This window comes from Nocardia jejuensis NBRC 103114 (genome assembly GCF_001613145.1).
Taxonomy (GTDB): domain Bacteria; phylum Actinomycetota; class Actinomycetes; order Mycobacteriales; family Mycobacteriaceae; genus Nocardia; species Nocardia jejuensis.
Window position 1 is genome coordinate 91,518 of record NZ_BDBU01000016.1, and the last position, 25,463, is coordinate 116,980.

22 protein-coding genes are annotated in these 25,463 nt (G+C 67.0%); 17 read left to right on the forward strand and 5 right to left on the reverse strand.

All coding sequences use genetic code 11. The annotated features are described in order from the left end of the window. Nucleotides 1–159: 159 nt before the first annotated feature. Nucleotides 160–744 carry a TetR/AcrR family transcriptional regulator gene (locus NJ1_RS12460; RefSeq protein WP_067692244.1) on the forward strand — a complete coding sequence of 195 codons (585 nt, stop codon included), beginning with the start codon at nt 160–162 and terminating at the stop codon, nt 742–744. Here NJ1_RS12460 and NJ1_RS12465 read toward each other — a convergent pair. After that, a complete protein-coding gene (locus tag NJ1_RS12465) occupies nt 741–1,613 on the reverse strand; it encodes a ribokinase (RefSeq protein WP_067692246.1) in 873 nt (290 codons plus the stop codon). The genes NJ1_RS12460 and NJ1_RS12465 overlap by 4 nt on opposite strands. 57 nt (nt 1,614–1,670) lie before the next feature. After that, nucleotides 1,671–2,846: an MFS transporter gene (locus NJ1_RS12470; RefSeq protein WP_245717352.1), complete on the reverse strand. Its 1,176-nt coding sequence runs from the start codon at nt 2,844–2,846 to the stop codon at nt 1,671–1,673. Nucleotides 2,847–2,924: 78 nt separating this feature from the next. On the opposite strand from NJ1_RS12470, the gene NJ1_RS12475 reads away from it, so the two are divergent. Next, entirely contained in the window at nt 2,925–3,680 is a 756-nt protein-coding gene (locus NJ1_RS12475) for an AraC family transcriptional regulator (RefSeq protein ID WP_067692248.1), read from the forward strand. 18 nt (nt 3,681–3,698) lie between these two features. Here NJ1_RS12475 and NJ1_RS12480 read toward each other — a convergent pair whose 3' ends face one another. Together NJ1_RS12480 and NJ1_RS12485 are read right to left on the reverse strand one after the other, a co-directional pair. Then, entirely contained in the window at nt 3,699–4,058 is a 360-nt protein-coding gene (locus NJ1_RS12480; RefSeq protein ID WP_067692251.1) for a GNAT family N-acetyltransferase, read from the reverse strand. A 48-nt stretch (nt 4,059–4,106) separates the two neighbouring features. Further along, nucleotides 4,107–5,630 carry an MFS transporter gene (locus NJ1_RS12485; protein ID WP_067692878.1) on the reverse strand — a complete coding sequence of 508 codons (1,524 nt, stop codon included), beginning with the start codon at nt 5,628–5,630 and terminating at the stop codon, nt 4,107–4,109. Nucleotides 5,631–5,806: 176 nt separating this feature from the next. Here NJ1_RS12485 and NJ1_RS12490 point away from each other — a divergent pair, with 176 nt between their 5' ends. The 8 genes from NJ1_RS12490 to NJ1_RS12525 all read left to right on the forward strand — a co-directional run bounded on the left by NJ1_RS12490 (nt 5,807) and on the right by NJ1_RS12525 (nt 18,884). Continuing rightward, nucleotides 5,807–7,075 (forward strand): glutamate-5-semialdehyde dehydrogenase, encoded by a 1,269-nt coding sequence (locus NJ1_RS12490; protein WP_067692254.1) that lies wholly within the window; start codon nt 5,807–5,809, stop codon nt 7,073–7,075. A gap of 114 nt (nt 7,076–7,189) precedes the next feature. Next, entirely contained in the window at nt 7,190–8,074 is an 885-nt protein-coding gene (locus NJ1_RS12495) for an AAA family ATPase (protein WP_067692257.1), read from the forward strand. A gap of 1 nt (nt 8,075) precedes the next feature. Next, nucleotides 8,076–9,602: a vWA domain-containing protein gene (locus NJ1_RS12500; RefSeq protein WP_084478070.1), complete on the forward strand. Its 1,527-nt coding sequence runs from the start codon at nt 8,076–8,078 to the stop codon at nt 9,600–9,602. Between the two features lie 9 nt (nt 9,603–9,611). After that, nucleotides 9,612–9,950 (forward strand): MmcQ/YjbR family DNA-binding protein, encoded by a 339-nt coding sequence (locus tag NJ1_RS12505; RefSeq protein ID WP_067692261.1) that lies wholly within the window; start codon nt 9,612–9,614, stop codon nt 9,948–9,950. 159 nt (nt 9,951–10,109) lie between these two features. After that, nucleotides 10,110–10,511, forward strand: coding sequence for a hypothetical protein (locus NJ1_RS12510; protein ID WP_067692264.1), 402 nt, complete (start codon nt 10,110–10,112; stop codon nt 10,509–10,511). A 2-nt stretch (nt 10,512–10,513) separates the two neighbouring features. Further along, the gene (locus NJ1_RS12515) at nt 10,514–11,149 is read left to right on the forward strand and encodes a hypothetical protein (RefSeq protein WP_067692267.1); all 636 of its coding nucleotides are present in this window, start codon (nt 10,514–10,516) and stop codon (nt 11,147–11,149) included. Nucleotides 11,150–11,152: 3 nt separating this feature from the next. After that, a complete protein-coding gene (locus tag NJ1_RS12520) occupies nt 11,153–17,482 on the forward strand; it encodes a putative T7SS-secreted protein (RefSeq protein ID WP_067692270.1) in 6,330 nt (2,109 codons plus the stop codon). Between the two features lie 466 nt (nt 17,483–17,948). Continuing rightward, nucleotides 17,949–18,884, forward strand: a complete 936-nt coding sequence (locus NJ1_RS12525; RefSeq protein ID WP_218025185.1) for an aldo/keto reductase — start codon at nt 17,949–17,951, stop codon at nt 18,882–18,884. Between the two features lie 208 nt (nt 18,885–19,092). Here the strand turns inward: NJ1_RS12525 and NJ1_RS12530 are convergent, their stop codons facing one another. Beyond that, nucleotides 19,093–19,545: a VOC family protein gene (locus NJ1_RS12530; RefSeq protein WP_067692273.1), complete on the reverse strand. Its 453-nt coding sequence runs from the start codon at nt 19,543–19,545 to the stop codon at nt 19,093–19,095. Nucleotides 19,546–19,758: 213 nt separating this feature from the next. On the opposite strand from NJ1_RS12530, the gene NJ1_RS12535 reads away from it, so the two are divergent. The 7 genes from NJ1_RS12535 (at nt 19,759) to NJ1_RS12565 (ending at nt 25,428) form a co-directional block, all read left to right on the forward strand. After that, the gene (locus NJ1_RS12535) at nt 19,759–20,442 is read left to right on the forward strand and encodes an RsiV family protein (RefSeq protein WP_067692276.1); all 684 of its coding nucleotides are present in this window, start codon (nt 19,759–19,761) and stop codon (nt 20,440–20,442) included. 73 nt (nt 20,443–20,515) lie between these two features. Then, nucleotides 20,516–21,145: a nicotinate-nucleotide adenylyltransferase gene (gene nadD, locus NJ1_RS12540; RefSeq protein ID WP_157573921.1), complete on the forward strand. Its 630-nt coding sequence runs from the start codon at nt 20,516–20,518 to the stop codon at nt 21,143–21,145. Nucleotides 21,146–21,170: 25 nt separating this feature from the next. Then, nucleotides 21,171–21,611, forward strand: a complete 441-nt coding sequence (rsfS, locus tag NJ1_RS12545) for a ribosome silencing factor (RefSeq protein WP_067692284.1) — start codon at nt 21,171–21,173, stop codon at nt 21,609–21,611. Between the two features lie 5 nt (nt 21,612–21,616). After that, nucleotides 21,617–22,267 carry a histidine phosphatase family protein gene (locus tag NJ1_RS12550; RefSeq protein WP_067692887.1) on the forward strand — a complete coding sequence of 217 codons (651 nt, stop codon included), beginning with the start codon at nt 21,617–21,619 and terminating at the stop codon, nt 22,265–22,267. Beyond that, entirely contained in the window at nt 22,257–23,132 is an 876-nt protein-coding gene (octT, locus tag NJ1_RS12555) for a diglucosylglycerate octanoyltransferase (protein WP_245717353.1), read from the forward strand. The genes NJ1_RS12550 and octT overlap by 11 nt, the downstream gene beginning before the upstream one ends. A gap of 49 nt (nt 23,133–23,181) precedes the next feature. Then, entirely contained in the window at nt 23,182–24,024 is an 843-nt protein-coding gene (locus NJ1_RS12560) for a DegV family protein (protein WP_067692287.1), read from the forward strand. Between the two features lie 222 nt (nt 24,025–24,246). Continuing rightward, nucleotides 24,247–25,428 (forward strand): ComEA family DNA-binding protein, encoded by a 1,182-nt coding sequence (locus NJ1_RS12565; RefSeq protein WP_218025179.1) that lies wholly within the window; start codon nt 24,247–24,249, stop codon nt 25,426–25,428. The last annotated feature ends 35 nt before the right edge of the window (nt 25,429–25,463 follow it).

The window sequence follows — 25,463 nt, forward strand, 5'->3', positions numbered from 1 at the left end:
ATGGGTATCGGTAATTCGCTCTCGGTGGCGGGCATATTCGCCGCGTTCGTCTGGTTGCACGAGGTCGCGCGCACCTTTCGGTCACTGTTCTGGCAAGGTGTCCAGCGAAAGGCGCTACACTTGTCTAGACCGATCGGTATACAGGAAGAGGTGCGTGTCATGGGTGCCCGTGATCGGCTGGTCGACAGTGCCATCGACCTCATGCGCCGCTACGGCATCGCAGGCACCGGCATTTCGCAACTGCTGGAGCACAGCGGCATTTCCCGTCGCTCGATCTACCTGAATTTCCCGGGCGGTAAGGCCGAGCTGGTCACCGAGGCCACCCGCACCGCGGGGAAAGCCTCCAGCGCCGCCATTCGCACCTTCACCGCGGGCGCGGACCTGGCCTCCTGCATCGCCGCATTCCCGGCCATGTGGCGCGAAGGGCTCATCGCGTCCGACTTCGCGGCGGGCTGCCCCATCGTCGCCGCGGCGCTCGGTCGCGCGGAGTCCTCCGATGCCGCGGACGTGGCGGGTGAGACCTTCACCGAGTGGGAGCAGATCCTCTCCGATCGGCTCGAGGCCGAGGACGTCGAACCCGAGACCGCGCGATCGCTGGCGACCACCATCGTCGCGGCCGTCGAAGGCGCGGTGGTCATGTCGCTCGCGACCCGCAGCACCGGCCCGATCGAGCGAGTGGGCAGGCAGATCTCCGATTTGGTCGCCGTGCACACCCGCAAGACTCCGGCGGCCAGCGCCTCCTAGCTCAGTTCGAGGTTGTCGCTGAGCAGCTGCTCGATCTCTATCTGCCGTGGAATGGACGCGCTGGCGCCGAGTTTCGTGGTCGCCAGCGCGCCCGCCGTGCAGGCCCAGGCGAGTGCCACCTCCGGGCCCCGATGCCACTGCGCCGCGAGCGCTCCGGTGAACGTGTCGCCCGCTCCGGTGGTGTCCACCACCTCGACCCGCACACCCGGATGCGACAGCGTGGAGCCGTGCGGACTCCGGTACTTCGCCCCGGCCGCTCCCAGCGTGACGATCACGTGCGGAACCGCCGCGAGCTCCGATTCCAGCTGCTCGGACTCACCCTCGTTGACCACCGCCACATCGATCTCCGCCCACAACTCCGGCGAAAGTTCGCGCACGGGTGAGGGATTCAACAGCACGGTCGTCCCGTGTGCTCGAGCGTGCCGCGCCGCGGCCAGCACCGTCCGCTCCGGAATCTCCAACTGGCACATCAGCACATCCGCCGCCGCGATCGCATCCAGATCCGCGGCCTCGAGTTCGGTCATCGTCGAGTTCGCCCCGCCCACCACGATGATGCTGTTCTCCCCACCCCCGTCCACCACGATGGCCGCGACGCCGCTCGCCCCCCGCACCTCCCGTAGCCGCGAAACCCCCACTCCCGCATCGCTCAACACCTCTCGCAGCGCCGTCGCGAACATGTCGTCCCCGACCGCCCCCACGAAATCCACCTCACCCCCCGCCTGCCGAGCCGCGATCGCCTGATTCGACCCCTTCCCGCCCGGCACCAGCGAGAACCCCTCCCCGTTCACGGTCTCCCCGGGCTCCGGCCGCCGCCCCACGGTCGTCACCACATCCATATTGATGCTGCCCACCACAACAATTCGCGCCATACCCGCACGGTAGTCCCTCTCGGCCGCTCTTCCGCGACGGTGCGTCGAGATCGCCGGTCATGCCGATGCCGGTTCGGGTAGGAACACGGCCAGTGCGACGGCGGCCACCGGCAGGACGCACAGGGTGGTGAGGGCGGCCTGCGGGCCGTGCGCGTCGGCGATCGCGCCGAGGATCGGAGCGAAGAGCCCACCCGCGCTGACGGCCAGACCCAGGGTGACGCCCGCGGCGGTGCCGGGGCGGCTCGGCAGATAGTCCTGACCCAGTTTCACCAGGACGGCGAAGGGGATGTTGGCGGTGAAGCCCGCAAGCGCGGCCAGGGCGAGCGCCCACACCGGATCGGGTGTCACGCGCACCGCGATCAACGCGGGAACGACTGCGAGACCGCCGATCTGGATCGTGCGGACCAGCCCGATCCGATCGGCCAGCCGACCACCCGACAGCGTTCCGGCCACGCCACCCACGAGGAACGCGGTCAGCGCCGCCCCACCCAGGGTCCGGGACGCCCCCAGATGGTTGATCCAGTACAGGACGATGAAGGTGTTCACGCCGATGAACACCGTCGAGCGAATCACCTCGACCAGAGTGAGAATCGCGAACGGCAGCCAGCGGTCCGGACCCGCCGCCGTGCTCGCGGTGGCGTGGTGACGGCTCGTTCGCTGCTGATGCCGCCACAGCACGAACCCCATCAGCACGGCGGGCGGCAGGAACAGGGCCGTCGCACCCACTCCGAACGCGTCGAGTGCGGGCGTCGCCAGTGCGGGAGCCAGGAAGAACCCGACGCTGCCGCCCGCCGCGAACCAGCTCATCGCGCCCGCGCTCGCCCCGGCCGCGCGCCGCGCGTCGCGTCCGGCGGCGGGATGAAAGGCCGCCACGCCGAGTCCGGACAGCAGCAACAGAATCCACACCAGGGGATAGGAGGGGGCCAGGCCGGAAGCGCCCGCGCCGATGCCCGCCACCGCGACGCCCGCGGGTGCGAGCCAGGGCAGTCGCCACCTGTCCGCGACGACGCCCAGGATCGGTTGTGGCAGTGCGCTTCCCAGCGTCGCCGCCAGCGCCAGTCCGGAGGCGGCGACATAGCTGTAGTCCCGCTCCAGCACGAAGAACGGGATGCTCGCCGGCACCAGTCCCTGGTAGAAATCATCGACCGCGTGCGCGATCGCCCAGTGCCGCATGCGATTCCACGCCGAGCGGGTATCGTCGCCGGCCGTCGTGACCGCGTCGGTGCTCACCATCGCAGGGTCCTCCCCTCATTCGGTCCGATGAGCGTACGAACCGAGCGTGATGGCGGGCTTCCGATAAAATGCCACATCATGTCGGAAATCCGCCACGATGCGAAAGGCGCCACCGCATCGCAGGTACTGGCCGGTGGCGCGCGGATCGGTCGGCACCGGCACGATCAGCATCAGATCGTGTACCCGAGTTCCGGTGCGGCCGAGGTCCGTACCGAAGGCGGCTCGTGGATCGCACCCGCCGACCGCGCCATCTGGATTCCCGCCGGATACTGGCACGAGCACAGCTTCTACGGACCGACGCGATTTCACTGCGTCGGCTTCGCGCCGGATCCGATGCCGGGCCGCGGCGCGCCCGCCGTGATCGCGGCGCATCCGTTGCTCCGGGAACTCATCATCACCTGCTCGGATCCCGGCGACCTGCCCGAGGCGGAGGTGCTGCGACTGCGGCAGGTGCTGCTGGATCGAATAGCCCGCAGCCCCGATCAGTCCCTGCCGCTGCCCGTGGCCCGCGACGACCGGCTTCGCCGAGCCTGCCGCCTCGTGGAGGACGACCTCGCCACGAGTCGGCCGCTCGCTGATCTGGGCCGCGCGGTCGGCGCGAGCGAACGCACCCTCACCCGCCTCTTCCGCACCGAATTCGCGATGACCTATCCGCAGTGGCGCACGCGTCTGCGCCTGCACCGAGCGGTGCGATTGCTCGCGGAAGGGGAGACGGTGACCGCTGCCGCGCACCACTGCGGGTGGGCGTCTCCCAGTGCGTTCATCGACGCGTATCGCCGTGTACTCGGTCGCACGCCCGGCGATCGGCGGGGCGGGCTCGACCCGTCGATGTGACTCGGCGGCGAAATGCGTTCAGCCCAGGGCGGAGTCGACCGCCGCGCGGGCTCCGGGGGTGACCGGGTCGACGATGTCGTCGTAGTCGTGGTGCTTCTGGAGGTAGCCCGCGACGAAGGGGCAGATGGGGACGATGCGCTTGCCGGCGGCGCGGGTCTGCTGCAGGGCGGCGCCGATCAGACGGCCGGCGAGGCCGCGACCGGCGAAACGGTCGTCGACCTCGGTGTGGAAGAAGATGCGCTGGTTGCCGTGGTCGACATAGGAGGTCAGGCCCGCGCGTTCGCCGTCGACGCTGACGCGGAAGAAGCGGGGGACCGTGTCGGTCACCTCGGTGATCACCGGTTCCGAGTGTGCCGCTGGGGAATTCGATTCGGTCATGGCCGGGCCTTTCGACTGGTCAGCACGTTCGTGGATATGGCAACCAACCTAACGGGTCGGAGTCGGGCCGTATTCCCCGGCCACGCGAGAGGGTTCCAGCGGGGGTGCGGCGACCGGGCAGTTCACTCGGCACAGCGGTTCGGCGGATTCGGGTGCGGCGCGCAGGGCGTCGTCGCGGACGGTGAAGACCGTGAGAATCGCCGCGGCGACCATCAGCACGGTGCAGGAGATGATCGCCATGCGGAATCCGTGCTCGAAGTCGGCGGGATTGGTGTAGGCCGCACCCGTCAACCCCGCGAGCGGTGGAATCGCCGCCACCGCAAGGAGTCCGGCCGCGCGGGCCACCGCGTTGTTGACACCGCTGGCCACGCCCGCGTGCCGCTCGTCGGCGGTCGCCAGCACCGTGGCGGTCAGCGGCGCCACGGCCAGGGTCAGGCCCGCGCCGAAGATGATCGCGGCGGGAAGCACATCGGTGACATACGAGGTGTGCTCGCCGATGCGGGCCATCAGCAGCATGCCCGCGGCGGCCAGCAGCACACCGGCGGCGATCGGCCGACGCGGGCCCACCCGCTGCGCCAGGGCGCCCGCGCGCGCGGAGAACAACAGCATGAGCACGGTCACCGGCAGCATCGCCGCACCCGAGACGATCGGACTGAAACCGGCCACGACCTGCAGTGTCAGCACGAGCAGGAAGAAGACCACGCTCATCGCGCCGTACATCACGAAGGTGACGGCATTGATGGCCGTGAACTGCTTGGAGGCGAACACGTCCACCGGCAGCATGGCTCCCGGGCCGTCGGTGCGCGACGAGCGCCTGCGTTCGATGACGACGAACCCCACACCCGCCGCGATGCCCACGACGGCGGCGGCAAGCACCAGCGCCCGGTTGGTGTCCTTCTCCGGAGCCATGGTGAGCGCGTACGTGATTCCGGCCAGGCACAACGCCGCCAGCGCCGCGCCCAGCACGTCGAACTTGCCGTGCGCGTCCGGATCACGGGTCTCGGGAACGTGTTTCGCGGTCACCAGCACCACGACCACCGCGAGCGGGATGTTCAGCAGGAACACCCAGCGCCACCCGACCGCCTCCACGAGCCAGCCGCCCAGGAACGGTCCGAGAGCGCCGGCCACGCCGCCGAGGCCCGACCACGCGCCCACCGCACGCGCCCGGTCCTGCTGGGCGAACGACGCCTGGATGATCGCCAGCGATCCCGGCGTCAGCAGCGCGCCGCCGACGCCCTGCAGCGCTCGCGCCGCGATGAGCATCGAAATATCCTGTGCGGCACCGCACAACGCCGAGGCGATGGCGAACCACACGACGCCGATCACGAACACCCGCCTGCGCCCGAACCGGTCGCCCAGCGACCCGCCGAGCAGGATCAACCCGGCCAGGGTCAGCGTGTAGGCGTTCACCGTCCACTGCAGGCCCGCCATGGAGGCCTCGAAATCGTCGCCGATGCGGGGTAGCGCGACGTTCACGACGGTCGAATCGAGCATGGCCATGCCCGATCCCAGGACGGTGGCCAGCAGAACCCAACGGCCGGGCGGCGACGACAGCCGGATGCTCGCGGTCATGAGGTCACCGTAGACGGCGCGACCCACCCGCGCCGGTCGATCCGAGCCCGGGCGAGCCGGGCGATCGCGACGTGAAGGCGGTTGCTGATCCCGGTATCGCCGCTCGCGATCGGCGGCGGCATGTGGACTCCCATGCGCGCCGCGAGCGGCCGACAGCAGGTCAGTAGGCTGTACCCATGACTGCAGGAACTGCCACCGAACTGGACGCTGTCCGCGACGTGGTGCACGAGGCGGCGCGCCGGGCCCGGGTCGCATCGCGCACGCTGGCTCAGCTCACCACCGCGGAGAAGGACGCCGCACTGCACGCCGCCGCGGACGCACTGCTCGCCGCGAAGGATCGCGTCCTCGCCGCCAATGCCGAGGACATTCTCGCCGCCGCCTCCGGTGGCACCGCGGACGCGCAGCTCGATCGGCTCCGGCTGACCGAGGCGCGAGTCGAGGGCATCGCCTCCGGCCTGCGTCAGGTGGCCGGACTGCCCGATCCCGTCGGTGTCGTCGTGCGCGGTTCCACGCTGCCGAACGGCCTCGAGACGCGTCAGGTGCGGGTGCCGCTCGGGGTGGTGGGCATGGTGTACGAGGCGCGGCCGAACGTCACCGTCGACGCCTTCGGGCTCACGCTCAAATCCGGCAACGCCGCCCTGCTGCGCGGTTCCTCCTCCGCCGTGCACTCGAATGCCGCTCTGGTCGAGGTGTTGCGCGAAGCGCTTGCCGCACAGGGGATTCCGCAGGACGCCGTGCAGTTGCTCCCGGCCGAGGACCGCTCCAGCGTCACCCACCTGATCCAGGCGCGCGGCCTGGTGGACGTGGTCATCCCGCGCGGCGGCGCGGGCCTGATCAATGCCGTGGTGCGCGATGCGACGGTGCCCACCATCGAGACCGGGACCGGCAACTGCCACGTCTACGTGCACGCCGACGCGGACCTCGACATGGCCGAGAGCATCCTGATCAATGCCAAGACCCGTCGCCCGAGCGTGTGCAACACCGCCGAGACGGTGCTGATCGACGAGGCCATCGCCGAGGCCGCCGTGCCGCGGCTGATCAAGGCGCTCGAGGACAACGGCGTCACCGTCCACGGCGATCTGCCGGGTCTGGTACCCGCGACCGACACCGACTGGGCCGATGAATACCTGTCCCTGGACATCGCGCTGGCCGTGGTCCCGGGCCTGGACGCCGCCATCGACCACATCAACCGGTGGGGCACCGGGCACACCGAGGCCATCGTGACCGCCGATCTGCGCTCGGCGCGCGCGTTCACCAGCCGGGTCGACGCCGCGGCCGTCATGGTCAACGCCTCCACCGCGTTCACCGACGGTGAGCAGTTCGGGTTCGGGGCCGAGATCGGCATCTCCACCCAGAAGTTGCACGCGCGCGGCCCGATGGGCCTGCCCGAGCTGACCTCCACCAAATGGATCGTGTGGGGCGACGGCCAGATCCGGCCCGTGTAGGACAAACCGGGCACCGGTCGCAGGCCGGTACCCGGGCATCGGCACAATGCGAAGGTAGGCACAGTGGAGTGCGGGAGCCGACGGCCCCCGCATCCCGAAGGAAGGACAGCACCAGTGGCTCCTCAGAACGCACCCGTACAGGAGCCGATCTTCGCGTCGGTCGACGATGTGATCGAGCGTCTATCCCGCACCGGCTACCTGGCCGACAAGGCCACCGCCACTTCGGTTTTCCTTGCGGACCGGCTCGGTAAGCCGCTGCTCATCGAGGGCCCTGCCGGTGTCGGCAAGACCGAGCTGTCCAAGGCGGTGGCCGAGGTCGCGGGCGCGGAGCTGGTGCGCCTGCAGTGCTACGAGGGCGTCGACGAGGCCCGCGCGCTGTACGAGTGGAATCACGCCAAGCAGATCCTGCGCATCCAGGCGTCGTCGGAAAACGATTGGGCCGAGACCAAAGCCGACGTCTTCACCGAGGAGTTCCTGCTCGAGCGCCCGCTGCTGACCGCCATCCGGCGTTCGGAGCCGACCGTGCTGCTCATCGACGAGACCGACAAGGCCGACGTCGAGATCGAGGGCCTGCTGCTCGAGATCCTGAGCGACTTCTCGGTCACCGTGCCGGAGCTCGGGACCATCGCCGCGGTGCGCAAGCCGTTCGTGGTGCTGACCTCCAACGCCACCCGCGAACTGTCCGAAGCGCTCAAGCGCCGCTGCCTCTACCTGCACATCGACTTCCCCGACGAGGAGCTCGAGCGTCGCATCCTGGCCAGCCGGGTGCCCGAGCTCAAGCCCGCCGTGGCCGCCCAATTGGTGCGGATCGTGCACGTGCTGCGCGGTATGCAGCTCAAGAAGCTGCCCTCGGTCGCGGAATCCATCGACTGGGCGCGCACGCTGCTCGCGCTGGGCGCCAAGGACATCGACGACAAGACCGTGCGCGCCACGCTCGGTGTGGTGCTCAAGCATCAGGCCGACCACGTGCGCGCACTGTCCGAGTTGAAGCTGGCCTGACATGGCCGGGGCACCGAACGCAGGGGCGCCGAACGCAGGGGCGCCCAACAACGCGCGCGGCCTGGTCTCGGCCGCGGTGCGGGCGGTGACGGGCACGCCCGCCGCCCGCAAACCCGCGCCGGTGCCCGGGCCGACGGCCGAGCACGGCATTCCCGGACACCTGGTCGGCTTCGTGGAAGCCTTGCGCGCCAGGGGAATTCCCGTCGGCCCGTCCGAAACGGTGGATGCCGGGCAGGTGCTCACCGTGCTGGACCTGATGGACCGCGAGGCCGTGCGCGAGGGCCTGGCGTGCGCGCTGCTGCGCCGCACCACCCAGCGCAGCACCTTCGACGGCATGTTCGACCTGTGGTTCCCGGCCGCGCTCGGCGCGCGCAGCGGCGCGCAGGAGATCGAGATCCCGTATCGCCCCGACGGCGGCGTGGACATCATCGAACTGCGAAAGATGCTGGCGGAGCTGCTGATGCAGGATCCGTCGCCCGAGCAGGCGCAGCAGTTGCAGGCGCTCGCCGCGCAGATGGTCGAGCAGATGGGCCAGTACCAGGCCGCGGGCGGACCGTCCTTCTCCGCGTACCAGGCGCTGAAGGACCTGCAGCCGGAGATCCTGGTCAGCAAGATCCTCGCCGGTCTCGCCAAGGGCATGGACGATTCGGGCTTCGACGACGAGATCGGCAGGCGCACCGCCCGCCAGCGCATCAAATCCTTCCGGGGCACGGTCGAAGCCGAGACGCGTCGTCGCGTCGCCGAACGCATCGGCCGCGAACGGGTGGCCACCTACGGCGTGGCCCGCCAGGCCGAGGACGCCGATTTCCTGCGCATCTCGCAGAACGAGCTCGACGAACTGCGCCGCAGCAGCCAGCGCCTGGCCCGAGTCCTGGCCTCCCGCTTGGCCGCTCGCCGTCGTCGCTCCCGGCGCGGTGAGATCGATCTGCGCAAGACCATGCGCAAGTCCATGTCCACCGGCGGCGTCCCGGTCAACCTGGTCACCCGCAAGCCTCGACCCGGCCGCCCGGATCTCGTTCTGCTGTGCGATATCTCGGGTTCGGTGGCGGGCTTCTCCAGCTTCACCATGCTCATGGTGAACGCCCTGCGCGAACAGTTCTCCCGCGTGCGCATCTTCGCCTTCGTCGATCAATCCGACGAGGTGACCCAGCTCTTCGACTCCTCGACCCCGCTGGACCAGATCACCCGCCGCATCTTCACCGAGTCCAAAGTCGTTGGCATCGAAGGCCATTCCGACTACGGCTCGGCGCTGGAAGGCTTCGCCGAGAACTGGCCCGACGCCGTCACCAGCCGCACCTCCCTGCTGATCCTCGGCGATGCCCGCACCAACTACCGCGACCCCGCCCTGGCCACCCTCCGCGGCCTGGTCGCCACCGCCAAACACGCCTACTGGCTCAACCCCGAAGCTGAAAAGCAATGGGGCACAGGCGACTCCGCCGCCAAGAAGTACGCCGAAATCATCGAGATGCACGAATGTCGCTCGGCCCGCCAGCTCACCACCGTGGTCGGCCGCCTACTCCCAGTCTGAGGACCCCCATTGGACGACGACCTCCTCGCCTACTGCCTCGCCAAACCCGGTGCCTGGCAGGACGAACCCTGGGAAGGCGACGTGGTCGCCAAGGTCGCCGACAAGATCTTCGCCTTCCTCGGCGACACCACCACCTCCATCGGGCTCAAATGCGGCCGAACCCGCGAGGAAGCCGACGAGCTCGTCCACGCCTACCCCACCGACGTGACCCCCTCCTCCTACATAGGCCGCTACGGCTGGAACACCATCACCCTCGGCGGCAAGATCCCCGAAGACGAACTCCTCGAACTCATAGACCACTCCTACGAAGCCGTAGTCAGCAAACTTCCCAGATCTAAACGACCCTAGGTGTGATCAGCTGTAGCTCGTCATGAGAGAGCCTCTCGACGGGCGTCGCTATCTGTCGGCGAGCCTCGTCCGCGCGGCCGCCACTCATCGACACCGCTAAGCTGGCATCCGATCGTTCGGAAAGGGAACGGTCGAGGTGAACACGGGGAGGTTCCTTTCATGATCGACCTGGGGCCGGGAATCGCAGTGCTACGCGCGGAGATCGACGCGTTCTACGCCGGTTTCGGAAATCCGCCCGCGCTCCGTGACGCATTCGACGCGGCTGTTCTGCTCGTGCCGCTCGCCCCGGGTTCGCGCATCATGACCTCCTCCTACGGCGGAGTCGACTGGATCTGTACTTTCACCCGGGTCGAGGAGTACGCGCACTGGCTGTCCGAACGTGGTGAACTGGACCCGCAGCGCGAGTACCCGTACCGCACTGTGAGCGGATCGCGGTTATCCGAATACGCGGCCGGATGCGCGGAACCGACGGGGGTGACGGTGGATATCACGGGAGCGGCACCGATGGCGTTCCCGCCGAATGTGACCGATGAGCAGATTTCGCAGGAGCAGGGGGTGTAGTCGTGGCGGAGCAGTTGAACGTCGCGCCGGAGGTACTGGTGCAGGCCGCCCAGGGGATCACCGCGGTCATCGGCGAGTTGTCGGATCTGGGAGTCAAGGAGACGGCGTCGTCCGGCCGTGGCTTCTCGCTGCTGACCCTGACTCCGCTGGAAGCCGGTAAAGAGGCGGTGCAGAAGGGCTTCGAGGAGTTCACCAGCCGCTGGTCGTGGGGTGTGCGGTCCCTGGTGCAGGCAGGCAACTCGATTGCCGAGACGCTCGGTCTGGCCGCCGGGCGCTATTACATGATGGAGCAGCAGTCGTCGGACACCTTCAAGCAGATGTACACCCATCTGCTCGGCAATCCGCACCTGTCCAGCGATCAGATCAAGGAACGGACGTGGGGTGAGACCCTCGCGGACAACCCCGTCAACCAGATGATCAACTCCGATTACTCCCAATCGTCGTTCGATCAGGCCGTCGAGAAGATGGACAAGAACTGGGATGTGGTGCAGGCCGTCGGACCGCAGGCTCTCGCCAATGCCAACGTCCTGTCGAACCCCGCCAGTCTGCTGGTGCCGTCCGACGGCGGGCTCCCGAAGGCGGGCTGGGACACCGACGGGGCCGAACAGGCCGCAGCCATCCTGGACCCCGAAGGCTGATCGTTGGGGATCTGGGATGGTATCGACAATCTCGTCGACATCATCGATCACAGCTGGGACGAGGGTGTCGAGAAGGTCGGCGAACTGACTGACAAGGCATTGGACGCCGCCTCCGCCGTCGCCGACAAAGTGGGTGCGGACGGGGTGGGGGAGTGGCTGGACGACCTGGGTGACCAGATCGTTTCCGCCACCGGCGGTGAGGTCGTAGAGCGCGAACTCGGGCAGAGCGAGGACCCGAAGGAGTTGATCCGCGGCGAACCCTCGGAGATCGACTCGGTGGTGCAGACCCTGCGCGAGATGGCCACCGCGATCTCCTCGACCGGTGACGCACTGCGCACGATCGACGCGGCCGACTGGACCGGCGAAGGCGCTGACGGATTCAACGCCGTCTACGACAAACAGCCGAAACTGTGGTGGGACAGTGCCGAATCGTTCACCACCGCCGCGACCGAATTGGACGGCTGGTCTCATGCGGTCGTCGCGGCGCAGGCCAGTGCGGCAGATGCGATCGCCGAGTACAAGCGGGCGGTCGCCGAGGCGCGCAGCAAGACAGCGTGGTGGAAGTCTCTGTCCGGGGACCAGCAGAAGCAACACGGACCGCTGGCCGACACCTGGACGCCGATCCGCGACAACGCCCGCCAGATCCTGCACGACGCGCGCGAACGCCGCGACACCGCCGCATCCCAAGCCGCCGCCAAGATCGCCGAGGCCACCGGTCGCGCGCCCACTGAGCCCCCGTTCACCTCGAAACTGCTGGCCGACGCCACCGATCTGATGGATATCGGTGAGGCGGCGAAGAACAGCTTCGGGTCCGGTCTGCTCACCGGCTTGACGAGCATGGTGCAGTTCATCCGCTCGGTGAACCCCGGCGACACCTACAACGTCACTCATCCGGCCCAATACCTTTCGGCCATGAGCGATCTCGGCACCGGATTGGTGGTCGCGGTCTCGGACCCGAAGGCGATGGTCGACGCGTTCGCGAACGACGCGCGCACCAATCCGTTCGAGTTCGCGGGCCAGCTCACCGGTGATGTGCTGATCAGTGTCGCCACCGGCGGCGCGGGGAGTGCGAAGCCGGTCGTCTCGGCACTCGACAAGGTCGGCGACGCGACGCGGCGGGTCACTCGCTTGGCCGATGACGTCCCCACCCACGGCTTGCCGGATGTCGGTAGTCCGCACGCGCCCAAAATGGATTCTCTCGCACCGAATCCGAAGCCCGACAGCCCGCACGCCGGCGTCCCCGAGAACGCCGGTCCGGGACCACACTCCTCGATCGACGCGGCGGCGCGTCCTGACAGTCCCGCCGCGCGGCCCGAAACCCCCTCCCGCGCCGAGGCTCCCGAGCACGCCCAAGCCCCCGAACCGGCCGCCAAGCCAGATTCCCCGGACTCCTCGCCGCCGGCACACGACAGCCCCGAACCCTCTGTCCACCAGTCCGATTCGCCGGATGCGATACACAACGTCGATCAGTCGCCACACGAGGCGCCGACGCGCTCCGATGGGCCGGAGTCGCAGCCGCACAACGAATCTCCCGCCCGGCCCGAGAGTGAGACCCCTCCGCGCTCCGATGTGCCCGAGACCCCGCCGCGGTCGGAGACCCCGGAGATCCCACCCCGTTCCGAGATTTCGCCGCGTTCGGATAGCCCGGAGGCGGGGCCACACGCCGATGCGCCCGAGCGTGCGGCTACACCCGAAACCCGTTCCGACGCGGGATCGCCCGAAGCACCCGACTCTCGATCGGCTCCGGAGAACCGAAGTCCGGAGCCGGGAACCCGCTCGCCCGAACCGGATTCACCGCAGTCCCGCCCGCACGACGATCCGAACACAGCCGGTCCACACGCGGACTCGGCCGGGCACGAGGCTCCGGCCACCCGCGCTACCTCGGAGCCCGATTCGGCAGCGCCGCACTCGGACTCCCCGAACACGCACCGCGACGCCGAAACCCCGTCCCAGCGGGCGAACACCGATCCGGCCCAGAATGGTTCGACCACACCGTCATCCGTGCACGCCGGTGATACCGCCAGGCCGAACCCCGCCCAGCGCGCGCCCGAGGCTCCCTCCGCCCGTGCACCCGAATCCAACGCTCCGCGAACCTCCGACCCCGCGAATTCCCGCGCTCCCGGCCGCGATTCGGAGGGCGGCCGCCCCAATCACGATTCTCCGGAACGTCCCGCCCGAAACCCTGAAGACCACGATCCGAACTCCGGCCGTCCCCACGAGTCGGACCCCGATGCCGCCAAGCCCCACGAACCGGACAACCGCTCGGGTTCTCCCGAACGGGACCATGCCGACGGTGACGGCCAGCGGACACCCGACGACACTCGCGCCCGCCCGAACCCCGACGAGAATTCCCCCGACTGGTCAGGCGATTCCCGATCTCCGTCGGACCACGATCATTCCGGTGGCGACCGACATTCGCCGGGGCGCGATCATTCCGATGGCGACCAGCGTTCGCCGGATCGCGATCATTCGAATGGTGATCGACCCTCGCCCGATCGGGACCACGCCGACGGCGACGAGCACTCCCCGAACCGGGCCGACGACCCGCAGCACACACGAGCACCCGAGGACGATGCACCGAACGGGTCCGACCACGAACCGGGCGGCGAGACCGACAAGCCGGAACACTCGCCGGACGATCCGGACGCCGCGAGCCGTGCACACGATGACAGCGGGGCGCATGATTCCGTGGCCGATGACGGGGCGAGGTCAGACCGGGAACCGGACGAGGTCAAGGTATGCCGAGATCCTGTGGACGTGGCGACCGGCGAATTCCTACTCCCCGAAACCGATCTGAGCCTGCCCGGTGTGCTGGGGTTGGTGCTGAAACGCCGCCACCGCTCCGACTATCGATTCGGTCGGTGGTTCGGTCCTTCCTGGTCCGCCACCCTCGATATGCGCGTTGTGGTCAGCGAACAGGGCGTGACCCTGATCGCCGAGGACGGCGTCATGCTCGCCTACCCGAACCCCGAATCGGATACGCCGGTGGTCCCGCTCGCGGGAGCGCAACGCTGGACCCTCACCCGGACCGACGTCGGCGGCTACCGTGTCTGGGACCCGGACCGAGAACTGATCTGGCACTTCGCCCCTGAATCCGCGCTGGCCGGTCTGGACGTCGCCCTGGGCAACTACGCGATCTCCGCGATCACCGACCGCCACCAGAACCGCATCCGATTCCACTACGACGCCGACGGCAACCCGGTGGAGATCACCCACTCGGGCGGCTACCGCGTCAGCGTTGCCACCGCACACGGTCGGGTCATCGGCCTCGCGGTGCTGGACGGCGAAACGCCAACTTCCGTCCGTGGTTTCGGATACAGCGCGGGCCGACTGGTCACGGTCACGAACGGCAACGGCGGCACCACTCGTTTCACCTACGACGAGTCCGATCGCATGCTGTCCTGGGCCGACTCCAACGACAACTACATGCTCAACACCTATGACGAACGCGGCCGCATCATCCGCCAACGCGGTTCGTCGGGGATTCTCGACTCCGAATTCGACTACCTCGATTTCGGTGACGGCACCGGCAGCGTCACGACCTACACGGATTCCCTCGGCGCGACCACCGTGAACGGTTTCGACACCGATCTGCGACTGCGCGATGTGCGCGATCCCGTCGGTGCGCGTACGCATTACGACTACAACCGCGACCGAAACCCTCTCGTCGTCGTCGCCCCGGACGGTGCGACCACCCGATACACCTATACCGAGCAGGGCGACGTAGCGTCCATCACGCGCCCCGACGGCGAGACGATGGAACTCGAGTATGTGTTCCGTCATCGCCCGTCCCGCATCACCGATGTCGACGGGACAGTGCGGGAACGAGAGTGGGATCAGCACGGAAATCTCTCTGCCACCACCGATCCCGCTGGAAATCGAATCGTCTTCACGCATCACGGGTGCGGTGCGGTCGCGACGATCGCCGAGCCCAACGGCGCGATCACCCGAATCGATGTCGATGTCGCGGGCTTGCCTGTCCGGATCGTCGACCCCCTCGGGGCGGAAACACGAATCGAGCGAGACGGATTCGGCCGGCCGCTTCGCATCCTCGATCCGCTCGGCGGATCCACCCTCCACCGATGGTCCCCGACCGGACGGCTTCTCACGCGTTCGGCGGCGGACGGTTCCACCGAATCATGGGTCTACGACGGCGAAGACAACCTCCTCGCCCATACCAATGCCGCGGGCGGTGTCACCAGCTTCCGCTATGGCGCGTTCGATCTGCTCGCTGCCCGCACGGACCCGGCGGGTGCGACCACCACGTACGCCTGGGATACCGAACGCCGCCTGACGGGCGTCACCAACCCCAACGGGCAAACCTGGCATTACAGCTACGACGCGGCCGGCCGCCTGGTATCGGAAACCGACTACGCCGGTGCCACAACCACTTACACCATCGACTCCGCCGGACGGGTCGCCACGGTTACCCCCGCGACCGGCGTAACCCGTCACCACACTCACGACATCCTCGGTCGCCTCACCGCGATAGTCACCGACGCGGGGGACTGGATCCGCTACACCCACGACATCTCCGGCCGCGTTGTGAACGCGGTCAGCGGTCGCGGCGAGTCGGCCACGCACAGCCTCGAATTCGTCTACTCCCGCACCGGTGAACTCCTCTCACAACAACTCGACCACCAGTCGCCGATGCAGTTCGAGCACGACCAGCACGGCCGTCGTATTCGTCGCATCACTCCCTCCGGCGCCGAAACCCGTTGGCGCTACGACTACATAGGACGTCCCAGCGGTCTGACCGCCGACGGGCACGACATCGACTTCGACTACGACCCCGCCGGGCAGCTCTCCCGCTGGAGACTCGGCGATCTCGCGGTCGAGAACACCCGCGATATCGCAGGCCGCCTGGTCCGCCAGGACGTGATCGCCAACCCCGTCCGCCTCCTGAACCTGGGCCTGGACTCCACCGACCGCTCCGGTCCCCGTTCCATCCGAACCGACGAATACTCCTGGCGCCCGGACGGATACATCACCACCCACACCACCCACCACCCCGACGAGCCGCCGACCCACCGCGACTACGACCTGGACCCCCTGGGCCGAATCACCACCCTGGCCCACAACGGCACCCCCACCGAGCGCTACACCTACGACCCGCTGAGCAACATCACCAGCAGCCACACCTCGACAGCCACCCTCCCCGAACCCGCCGACGCTCAACTCGCTCCCTCGAACGACGGCACCCGCGAATACCGCGACAACCTCCTGATCCGAGACGGCCGCACCCGCTACCACTACGACGAATCCGGCCGCCTCACCCGCAAAGTCACTACCCGCCTCTCCCGAAAACCCGACATCTGGCACTACCGCTACAACAGCTTCGACCAGCTGACGGATATCCAAACCCCTGCGGGTCAGTGGTGGCACTACACCTATGACGCCTTTGGCCGACGTGCAGTCAAGCAACGCATAGACGCAGACGGTATTGTCCTGGAACGTTTCGACTACATCTGGGACGGCACTCACGTTGTTGAGCAAATTACCGCGACCGCAACAAATCGCTGGCACTACCGCCCTGGTACATGGATTCCTCTAACTCAAACCACCGACCAGCTGGCCATCGACCGACAATTCTTCGCTATCGTAACCAGCCTGGTTGGATCGCCAATCGAGTTGATCGACATGGCGGAGGGAAGCACCTTTTCGTCCGCAGTCGTAGATGTGTGGGGTAAAACGACCTGGAGTGGAAATGCGACGTCACCGCTAAGATTTTCAGGACAGATTCATGATTCTGAGTCCGGGCTCCACTACAGTCTGCATCGCTACTATGATCCAGCTATCGGTAGATTTCTTACCGGTGATCCGCTGGGACTTGCGCCCTCGCCCAACCCGGGTATGTATCCCCACAACCCCATCACCTGGAGCGACCCGCTCGGATTAACTCCAGATAGTTGTAACGGAGGCTGCTCGAACGGAGGGAGCTGGGACGCCGCTGAAGAACCATACCTGTACCGAGGGGTTAAGTATGCTCATGATAGGAGTCCGCTCGAGTGGCAACGTGCATATGATAATGCTCAACAGGGAGTAGCTGAACCACGGTGGGGTCCGAATGCGGATCCGAACGCTCATGCGGGTGGTGAGACGGATAGCTCCTTCACATCTTGGTCGACCGATTACGAGGACATGGCATTAATTGAGAGTCAAGATGGTGGTGGACCCGGTGTGGTGATGCGGATTCCTAATGCCGATGGTCCCGGTTATCATCGAGTTCCGGGAGTTGCCTACCCTTACTATGAATCGGAGGTCACAATCTTGGGTACCGTTCGTGGCGCTGAGGTAAGTATTAATGGGGGGCCATGGATTCGTCCGAACTGATGAGGATGCTTGCAGTTTGTGTCGACGATGGGTCTATAGAGCCTGATGCAGCTGCTGGGCTTGAAGATGACGCTATCGTTCGGGTAGGTGAGATGTCGACCGTGAGCCTGCTCGGAACCTACATGCGGAGATTGCGGCGGACTGGCTCCAACCTCGAGCTTTTGGCGCAAACGGAAAGGTTGGTTGAATTTCTCCAAAGCTACCCAGGCAAGAACATAGCTATGATCAGCGTCTACTGGGGTGCCGACAGTTATCGAGCTTTTCTTGCTGATCCGTCTTCGCTGCAAATACTATTTTGGATGCGAATGTTGGACCGCTCGCGTTGAATTTTTGTACGGTCGGAGCTGTCGAGGCTTGGAGATAGGGCGGCGGATGGGCGTGATAGGTTTCAGCGGGAGTGCAGCTGGAGCGGTGTGTTGGGTGGAATACCTCGGGCCTGGGGGTGTTGGATTACGGCATGACTTCTTTGCGCAAGCTTGGTGATTCTGGGCTCGAGGTGTTCCCGCTGTCGCTCGGGGGGAATGTTTTCGGGTGGACTGCTGATCGGGGGCAGTCGTTCGAGGTGCTTGATGCATATTCGGCGGCTGGGGGGAACTTTATCGATACGGCTGATTCTTATTCGGCGTTTGCGCCGGGGAACAAGGGTGGGGAGTCGGAGGGGATCATCGGGGAGTGGGTGCGGGAGCGGGGGAATCGGGGGGAGGTGGTGATCGCTACCAAGGTCAGTCAGCATCCGGAGTTTCAGGGGTTGCGGGGTGCGAATATCAAGGCGGCGGCGGAGGCTTCGTTGCGGCGGCTGGGGACCGATTACATCGATCTGTATTACACGCACTTCGACAAGCCCGAGGTGCCGGTCGGGGAGATTCTGACGGCTCTCGACGAGTTGGTGCGGGAGGGGAAGGTTCGGGCTATCGGGGCGTCGAATATTTCGGCGGAGCGGTTGGTGGAGTCGTTGGAGTTCTCCGAGCGGGAGGGGGTGGCGCGGTATGTGGCCTTGCAGCCGCACTACAACCTGGTGTCTCGGGAGACGTATGAGGGGGATTTGCAGGAAGTAGTTGCGCGGCACGGGCTTTCGGCGGTGCCGTACTACGCGCTTGCGTCGGGGTTCTTGACCGGGAAGTACCGTGCGGGTGCATCCGTGCAGAGTCCTCGGGCTGCGGGTGGGGAGAAGCTGCTTGCCAGTGAGCGCGGGCAGAAGGTGCTGGCGGCGTTGGATGAGGTGGCGCAGGCCCGGGGGGTCGAGATCGCGACGGTGGCATTGGCGTGGCTCGGGGCGCAGCCGACGGTTGCCGCGCCGATCGCTTCGGCGCGAGTGGTGGAGCAGTTGCCGGCATTGGTCGCGGCGGCGGAGTTGACGCTGACGGAGGATGAGGTCGCGAAGCTTCGGGACGCTTCGGCTTAGGGCTGTTGATGTCGTTCGATCGGCCCGGGTCGCTGTGGAATTGGATCCGGGTCGATCGGATGCAGGGTGCGAAGGTCGGAATTGTCCGAGTATTTGCAGATCAGGGGCTATTTTTCCGTTCCACGGATCCGGACATTGCGGATCCGTCCGAACCCTGTTGGGCGGCGGACGGATCCCGGGTCACGGTCGAAGTCAGGCGCGGTCGAAGTCAGGCGCGATCGAACGCGTCCTGCAAGACCTCGAGGTCGATCTTGCTCATGCTGCGCAGAGCGGTGGTGACGGCGGTGGCCTGGCTGGGGCTGCCGCCGGACATGAAATCCATGAGCTGGGAGGGAGCCACCTGCCAGCTGAGGCCGAACTGGTCCACCAGCCAGCCGCACGGCCCCGGCTTCCCGCCTTCGGTGAGCGCGGCCCACAGCCGGTCGACCTCCTCCTGGGAGTCGACGATCAGCTGGATCGAGGCGGCATCGGTCAACGGATGCTCGGGGCCACCGTTCATCAGTGTGATCGACTGCCCGTCCAGATCGAGGGACACGATGAAAGCCGAACCGTCCGGCATCCGGGTGACGCCGGTGACCTTGGAGTTGGGGACGATCTCGGCGTAACGGTTCGCGGCCTCTTCGGCCTTGGACTCGAACCAGAAGAAGGTGGTGACGGACATGATGTGCTCCTTGGGTTTCCGTTGACCTGCTGTCACCTACTGGTCGGAGCCGATTCGGCGGCTTCGACACATCTCGGAAGAAATCTCGAAACTTTTTCCAACGGGCTCCGGAGCACGCTCGTTAGTGGGCTGTAAGAAAAGCATTAGTCCAGCTCAGCACTGTAGAGATCGACGCCGAGACCCGCTCGGCACCCAGTCGATCCGGAGCCATCCATGAGGCGACCCCTTGCCGCCCACGCCCTCATCGCCCTACTGCTCGCCGTACTCGCGACCGCCGCGGGCACCGTGGTAGCCCGCGCCGACGAACCCGAGCGGATGTACGGGACCCAGTACTCGCTGACCGGCTACAACTACACCGTGGTCGTCCCCCAGGTCGCCGGTGGAAAGACCGACCCGCGCCGCGAGTTCAACGACTCCATGCGCTCGGCCGCCGACAAGTTCATCGCCGAGAAGGACAACACCACCACGCTCACCGATCTCGGCAGCGAGGTCGTCTACATCGGCTCGCATGTCGTCAGCGGCAAGCTCAGCGTCGACTACATGGCCGAGCACGGGGCACATCCGTACAACATGTTCGTCACGCACAACACCTCGCTCGATTCCGGCAAGGCTCTCGCGATCACCGATCTGTTCACCGATCTCAGCGACGGCCTGTTCACGCTCTCCGAGCAGGCCAAGCTGCTGGTGCCCGGGACCAACGCGGGCGAGAGCTATTACAAGCCGTCCATCGAGCCCAAGGCCGAGAACTACCAGAACTGGGTGGCCACCAAGGACGGCATGCAGATCCACTTCGGCGAAATCGCTTCGCACGCAGCGGGAAACATCGTGATCACCGTGCCGTGGATCAAACTCGACCGCAGCTTGAAGCCGGAATACAAGAGCATCGGTCAGCCCTGACCCGGCTCTGAGCGCGCAGCGTGTACCCGCCGCTGCGCGCTCAGCTCGATTGCCCCCGGTAAGCTCGCTTTTCGTGTATACGAACGGGCGCCGGAAGCTGGGGGTGATGGGCGGTACGTTCGATCCCATCCACCACGGCCACCTCGTCGCCGCCAGTGAAGTCGCCAACCGCTTCCTACTCGACGAAGTCATCTTCGTGCCGACCGGTGAACCGTGGCAGAAGGCCGATCGGCATGTGAGCCCGGCCGAAGACCGCTATCTGATGACGGTCATCGCCACCGCGTCCAATCCGCAGTTCTCCGTAAGCCGCACCGACGTGGACCGCGGCAAGGAGACCTACACCGTCGACACCCTTCGTGACCTGCGGGATCTGCATCCCGACGCGGATCTGTACTTCATCACCGGTGCGGACGCGCTGGCCAGCATCCTGACATGGCAGGATTGGTCGGAACTGTTCGAGCTGGCGAAATTCGTCGGAGTGAGCCGTCCCGGGTACGAATTGAACATCGACCACCTGGCCGACTACCTCCGTGACTATCCCGCCGACACCGTCACGACGATCGAGATCCCAGCCCTGGCGATCTCGTCCAGCGAATGCCGCCAGCGGGCCAGCGAAGGCCGGCCCGTGTGGTATCTCGTTCCTGACGGGGTCGTGCAATACATATCCAAACGGCACCTCTATGTGCCGCAGGCCCGTACTTGATGAAGTGCACTAGGAAGGTGGCAGCGTGAGCGCATCCGTCGAAGCGTTGAAAATGGCGACAGTCGCGGCACTGGCGGCCGATGAGAAGCTGGCTTCGGAGGTGGTAGTGCTCGACGTGTCGGAGCAGCTGGTGATCACCGACTGCTTCGTCATCGCGTCCGCGCCCAATGAGCGTCAGGTCAACGCGATCGTCGACAATGTCGAGGACAGGCTGCGCGACGCCGGGTTCAAGCCGGTTCGTCGTGAGGGCACCCGCGAGGGCCGCTGGGCGCTGCTGGACTACAACGACATCGTGATCCACATCCAGCACAACGACGAGCGCGACTTCTACGGCCTGGACCGGCTGTGGAAGGACTGCCCACAGGTGACCGTCGAAGGCCTCGGCCAGCAGCGTGCCGAGGATTCCGCGCAGAACGAGGCCGGAGCGAACGCGGCTGGAAATGACGAGGCCGGGGCGCACGAGTGAGCAAGATGGCCGGTGTACGCCGGTTGATTCTGTTGCGGCACGGGCAAACCGAATGGAACGCCACCGACCGCATGCAAGGCCAGATCGACACCGAACTCAGCGAGGTCGGCCGCCGTCAAGCCAAGGATTGCGCACCGGACATCGCGTGCGGTGATCTGATCGCCATCGTGTCCTCGGATCTCAAGCGCGCGCACGACACGGCGCTCGCGGTGGCGGACCACGCGTCGATGTCGGTCGTCACGGACCCGCGGCTGCGCGAAACCGATCTCGGGCAGTGGGAAGGCTTGACCCACATCGAGGTCGACGCCATGAGCCCGGGCGCACGCAAAGCCTGGCGGCTCGACCCCACGTTCACCCCGCCCGGGGGTGAATCCAAGCTGCAGGTCGGTGCTCGCGCACTCCCGGTGGTGCAGGAGCTGTTCGCCGCGCGCGAGGACTGGCCCGGTCGTACCATCGTGCTCGTTGCGCACGGCGGGTTGATCGCGGCGCTGACCGCGGCACTGCTCGAGCTTCCGGAATCGAACTGGCCGATCCTCGGTGGGCTCGCCAATACCAGCTGGGTGCAGCTGACCAGCCACGGTCCCAGCAGCGATCAGCCCGGCTGGCGTTTGGACGTGTGGAACGCACTCGCGAAGGTAGCCCCTGATGTCCTCTGACAACCCCGGCGAACGGGCCGTCTCCGACGAACAGCTGCGCCAGGCCTCCGAGGTGACGCAGGTCCGGCATCTGCCGGACGCGCTGTTCGGCGCGCCCGTGGTCGCGGAAACCGAACCGGTGGTGGATGATTCGGCCGCGCAACGGCCGGTGCTGGTCGTCATCGCCGACTCGCTGTCCTACTTCGGGCCCAAGGGCGGACTGCCCGCGGACCATCCCCGGATCTGGCCCAATCTCGTTGCGGCCGAACTCGGTTGGGATGTCGAACTGGTGGCGCGGATCGGCTGGACCTGCCGCGATGCCTACTGGGCGCTGATCGGTGATCCACGGGTGTGGGCGGCCGTGCCGCGCGCGGGAGCCGTGGTGTTCGCGACCGGCGGCATGGATTCGCTGCCCTCGCCGCTGCCGACCGCACTGCGCGAGCTGATCCGTTATGTGCGGCCGTCTTTCGCACGTCGCCAGGTACGCACCGCGTACAACTGGCTGCAGCCGCGGCTGTCGCCGCTGGGCTTCCCGGTGGCACTGCCGCCCGCGGTGAGCGTCGACTACCTCGAGCAGTCGCGGAACTCGCTGGCGCACTTGCGGCCGGAGTTGCCGTTCATCGGCGTGCTGCCCTCGGTGCATCAGTGCGATGCGTACGCGCGCGTGCACAAGGGCCGCGAGCCGATGGTGCGAGCCGTGCGGAAGTGGGCCGACGAGCATTCGGTTCCGCTCGTCGACCTCGGAGAAGCGGTGCGCGACAACATCTTCAACGGTCCCGCCAATCCCGACGGCATCCACTGGGGCTGGGAAGCGCACACCGCCGTCGCGCGTGCGATGGTCAAGGTGCTGTCCGAGGCGACGGTCCGCGAGGTTCGCACTGCATGAAGGACTCTCACTGCATGAAGGACTCCGCGCGCGAAAGGTCCGCTAGTTCATGACGGTGGTGGTTGTCACCGATTCCTCGGCCAGTCTGCCGGCGGAACTCAGCGCGGAGCTCGGTGTGCTCGCGGTACCGCTGCACGTGCTGGTCGACGATCGGGAAATCCGTGAGGGCGTGGACGATTGCGATATCGACTACAGCTCCTCGGCGGTGAGCACTTCGTCCGCGTCGCCCGGTGATCTGCGCACCGCGTACGAGCGGGCGCTGGAGCTGAGCGGCGGCGACGGTGTTGTCGCCGTGCATATTTCGCGTCAGCTGTCCGGGACCTGGGAGGCCGGACGGCAGGCGGTGCGGGATATGGACGCGGCCGGGAAGGTTCGGCTGGTCGACTCCTTGAGCGCCGGGCTCGGGACCGGGTTGCCGGTGCTGGCCGCCGCGCGACGGGCACGCACCGGTGCGGAGCTGGATATCGTCTACGACGCCGCCGTGGCCGCGTCGAGCCGCGGTCGGGCGTTCATCGTCGTCAACCGCACCGAGCAGCTGCGCCGGGGCGGTCGATTGAGTTCCGCGGCGGCGTTCTTCGGGACCGAGCTGGTGACCAAGCCGATCCTGCAGATCGTCGAGGGGCGGCTGGAACTGCGCGAGAAGGCGCGGACCCGATCCAAGGCGTTCACCAAACTCGTTGCGGCCGTGGTGGATGCGGCGGGCGAGGACGGGGCGGCCATCGCCGTGCAGCATCTGGGTGCGGAGGATGCCGCGAACACCGTCGCGGGTCAGTTGCGGGATCTGGTTCCGGGGATCCGGGAATTGATCGTCGCGGAGTTCGGGCCGACGCTCGGGGTGCATCTGGGTATGGGGGCGGTCGGCGCGCTGGTTGTTCCCGGGGGCTGCGGCTGATCCGGTCGAACTGTCGCGTCGTACCGCTCAGCGGTGCCGACATTTCTTCCCGGTTGTCGCCGCCGCGCTCCCCAGGCGGTGGCTTCGCGTGCGGCCGGTGCTGTGAGCTGCGGATATCGAACGGAAATGTGGCTGTCCACAATAGGTTTCGGTATCCACAGGTTTGATGAATGCCCAGGTCGGAGTCCTGGAGATGCGCAGGCGTCGGCCTAGTTTGAGCCCATGCCACGAACCGACGAACGCACACAGGTCCGGCGTCGCCTGGGCGCACTCGACCCACCCGATCCAGCGGGGACGCCACCGGAATTCCGGCCTTCCCCGCCGCATACGGCGCGTTGGGACGAGGAGTCCATCGAACGGTCCGCCATCGGGCCGGACGAGCGAGATTCCGATGGGCCGTGCGGCGGCGAGCAACGCCCGCGCGCTCGGAGCGGTTGCGCTGCCGACGGCTGGGATGACGTCACCGATGCGGCTCACCCCGGCGAACGGGGCGGATCATCGGCGCCCGCATGGCTTTCCGAGCCCTCGGGGAGCATGTCGTTGTGGCACGAGCGGTTGGTACCCGAACGCTTCCGGGGCACCCGGTGGGATCCGGGGCCGCGCGGCACCGTGATTCTCGCCGGAATCGGTGTGGTCGCGATCCTGCTGGCGCTGCTGGTGTCGTTCCGGGAAAGGCCGGTGGTGCAGCCGGTTCCACCGATCGCGACCCTGAGTGACAGCTCCGTGACTGACCCGGAGGCGGCTGGAGAGGGCACATCCGGTGGCACGCGGACGTCCGCGCCGAAGCCCAGTGGGTCGCCGCGGTCTTCGAACGCGCAGGCCTCACAGCCTGCCAAGGACGCGCCGCCGGTCGGCAAGGGGCTGCCCTCGGCGTCGGTGGGTTCGGCGGATACCTCGAACGCCCCGGACGCCAACGCATCCGGCGAACTGGTCATCAGCGTCGTCGGCCTGGTGGAGCACGGCGGCCTTCGTCGCTTCCCGAGCGGAGCCCGAATCGCCGATGCGCTCAGGGCCGCCACTCCTCGCCCCGAGGCAGACCTTTCCGGCTTGAACCTGGCCCAACCCCTGTGCGACGGCGACCAGTTGGTGATCGGCCGCACCACCTCCACACCACGATCCACGACGCAGCAGACGGGCAGCACGCTCACCAACGGAACCAAGCCGCCCACGTCCGCCACGGCCGGCGATCCCACCCGCTCTGCGGGTCCACCTACCAAGGTCAACCTCAATACCGCCACCGAAGCCGACCTCGACACCATCCCCGGCGTAGGTCCTATCACCGCTCGCGCCATTCTCGGCTGGCGAACTCGGCACGGTCGCTTCACCTCGATAGACCAACTCACCGAGATCGACGGGATCGGCCCGTCCCGGCTCGCCAAACTGCGCGCGGTGGTGACGATATGAGCCGCCATCGGTCGCGCGCCGTGCCTCCGGTCATC

Bases quoted from the DNA above. Each gene is read 5' to 3' on its own strand.
- NJ1_RS12460 (WP_067692244.1), top strand. From the start codon at position 160: ATGGGTGCCCGTGATCGGCTGGTCGACAGTGCCATCGACCTCATGCGC.
- octT (WP_245717353.1), top strand. From the start codon at position 22,257: ATGTCCTCTGACAACCCCGGCGAACGGGCCGTCTCCGACGAACAGCTG.
- NJ1_RS12470 (WP_245717352.1), bottom strand. From the start codon at position 2,846: ATGGTGAGCACCGACGCGGTCACGACGGCCGGCGACGATACCCGCTCG.
- NJ1_RS12490 (WP_067692254.1), top strand. From the start codon at position 5,807: ATGACTGCAGGAACTGCCACCGAACTGGACGCTGTCCGCGACGTGGTG.
- NJ1_RS12500 (WP_084478070.1), top strand. From the start codon at position 8,076: ATGGCCGGGGCACCGAACGCAGGGGCGCCGAACGCAGGGGCGCCCAAC.
- NJ1_RS12475 (WP_067692248.1), top strand. From the start codon at position 2,925: ATGTCGGAAATCCGCCACGATGCGAAAGGCGCCACCGCATCGCAGGTA.
- NJ1_RS12560 (WP_067692287.1), top strand. From the start codon at position 23,182: ATGACGGTGGTGGTTGTCACCGATTCCTCGGCCAGTCTGCCGGCGGAA.
- NJ1_RS12510 (WP_067692264.1), top strand. From the start codon at position 10,110: ATGATCGACCTGGGGCCGGGAATCGCAGTGCTACGCGCGGAGATCGAC.
- NJ1_RS12465 (WP_067692246.1), bottom strand. From the start codon at position 1,613: ATGGCGCGAATTGTTGTGGTGGGCAGCATCAATATGGATGTGGTGACG.
- NJ1_RS12485 (WP_067692878.1), bottom strand. From the start codon at position 5,630: ATGACCGCGAGCATCCGGCTGTCGTCGCCGCCCGGCCGTTGGGTTCTG.
- NJ1_RS12550 (WP_067692887.1), top strand. From the start codon at position 21,617: ATGGCCGGTGTACGCCGGTTGATTCTGTTGCGGCACGGGCAAACCGAA.
- NJ1_RS12530 (WP_067692273.1), bottom strand. From the start codon at position 19,545: ATGTCCGTCACCACCTTCTTCTGGTTCGAGTCCAAGGCCGAAGAGGCC.
- NJ1_RS12565 (WP_218025179.1), top strand. From the start codon at position 24,247: ATGCCACGAACCGACGAACGCACACAGGTCCGGCGTCGCCTGGGCGCA.
- NJ1_RS12535 (WP_067692276.1), top strand. From the start codon at position 19,759: ATGAGGCGACCCCTTGCCGCCCACGCCCTCATCGCCCTACTGCTCGCC.
- NJ1_RS12480 (WP_067692251.1), bottom strand. From the start codon at position 4,058: ATGACCGAATCGAATTCCCCAGCGGCACACTCGGAACCGGTGATCACC.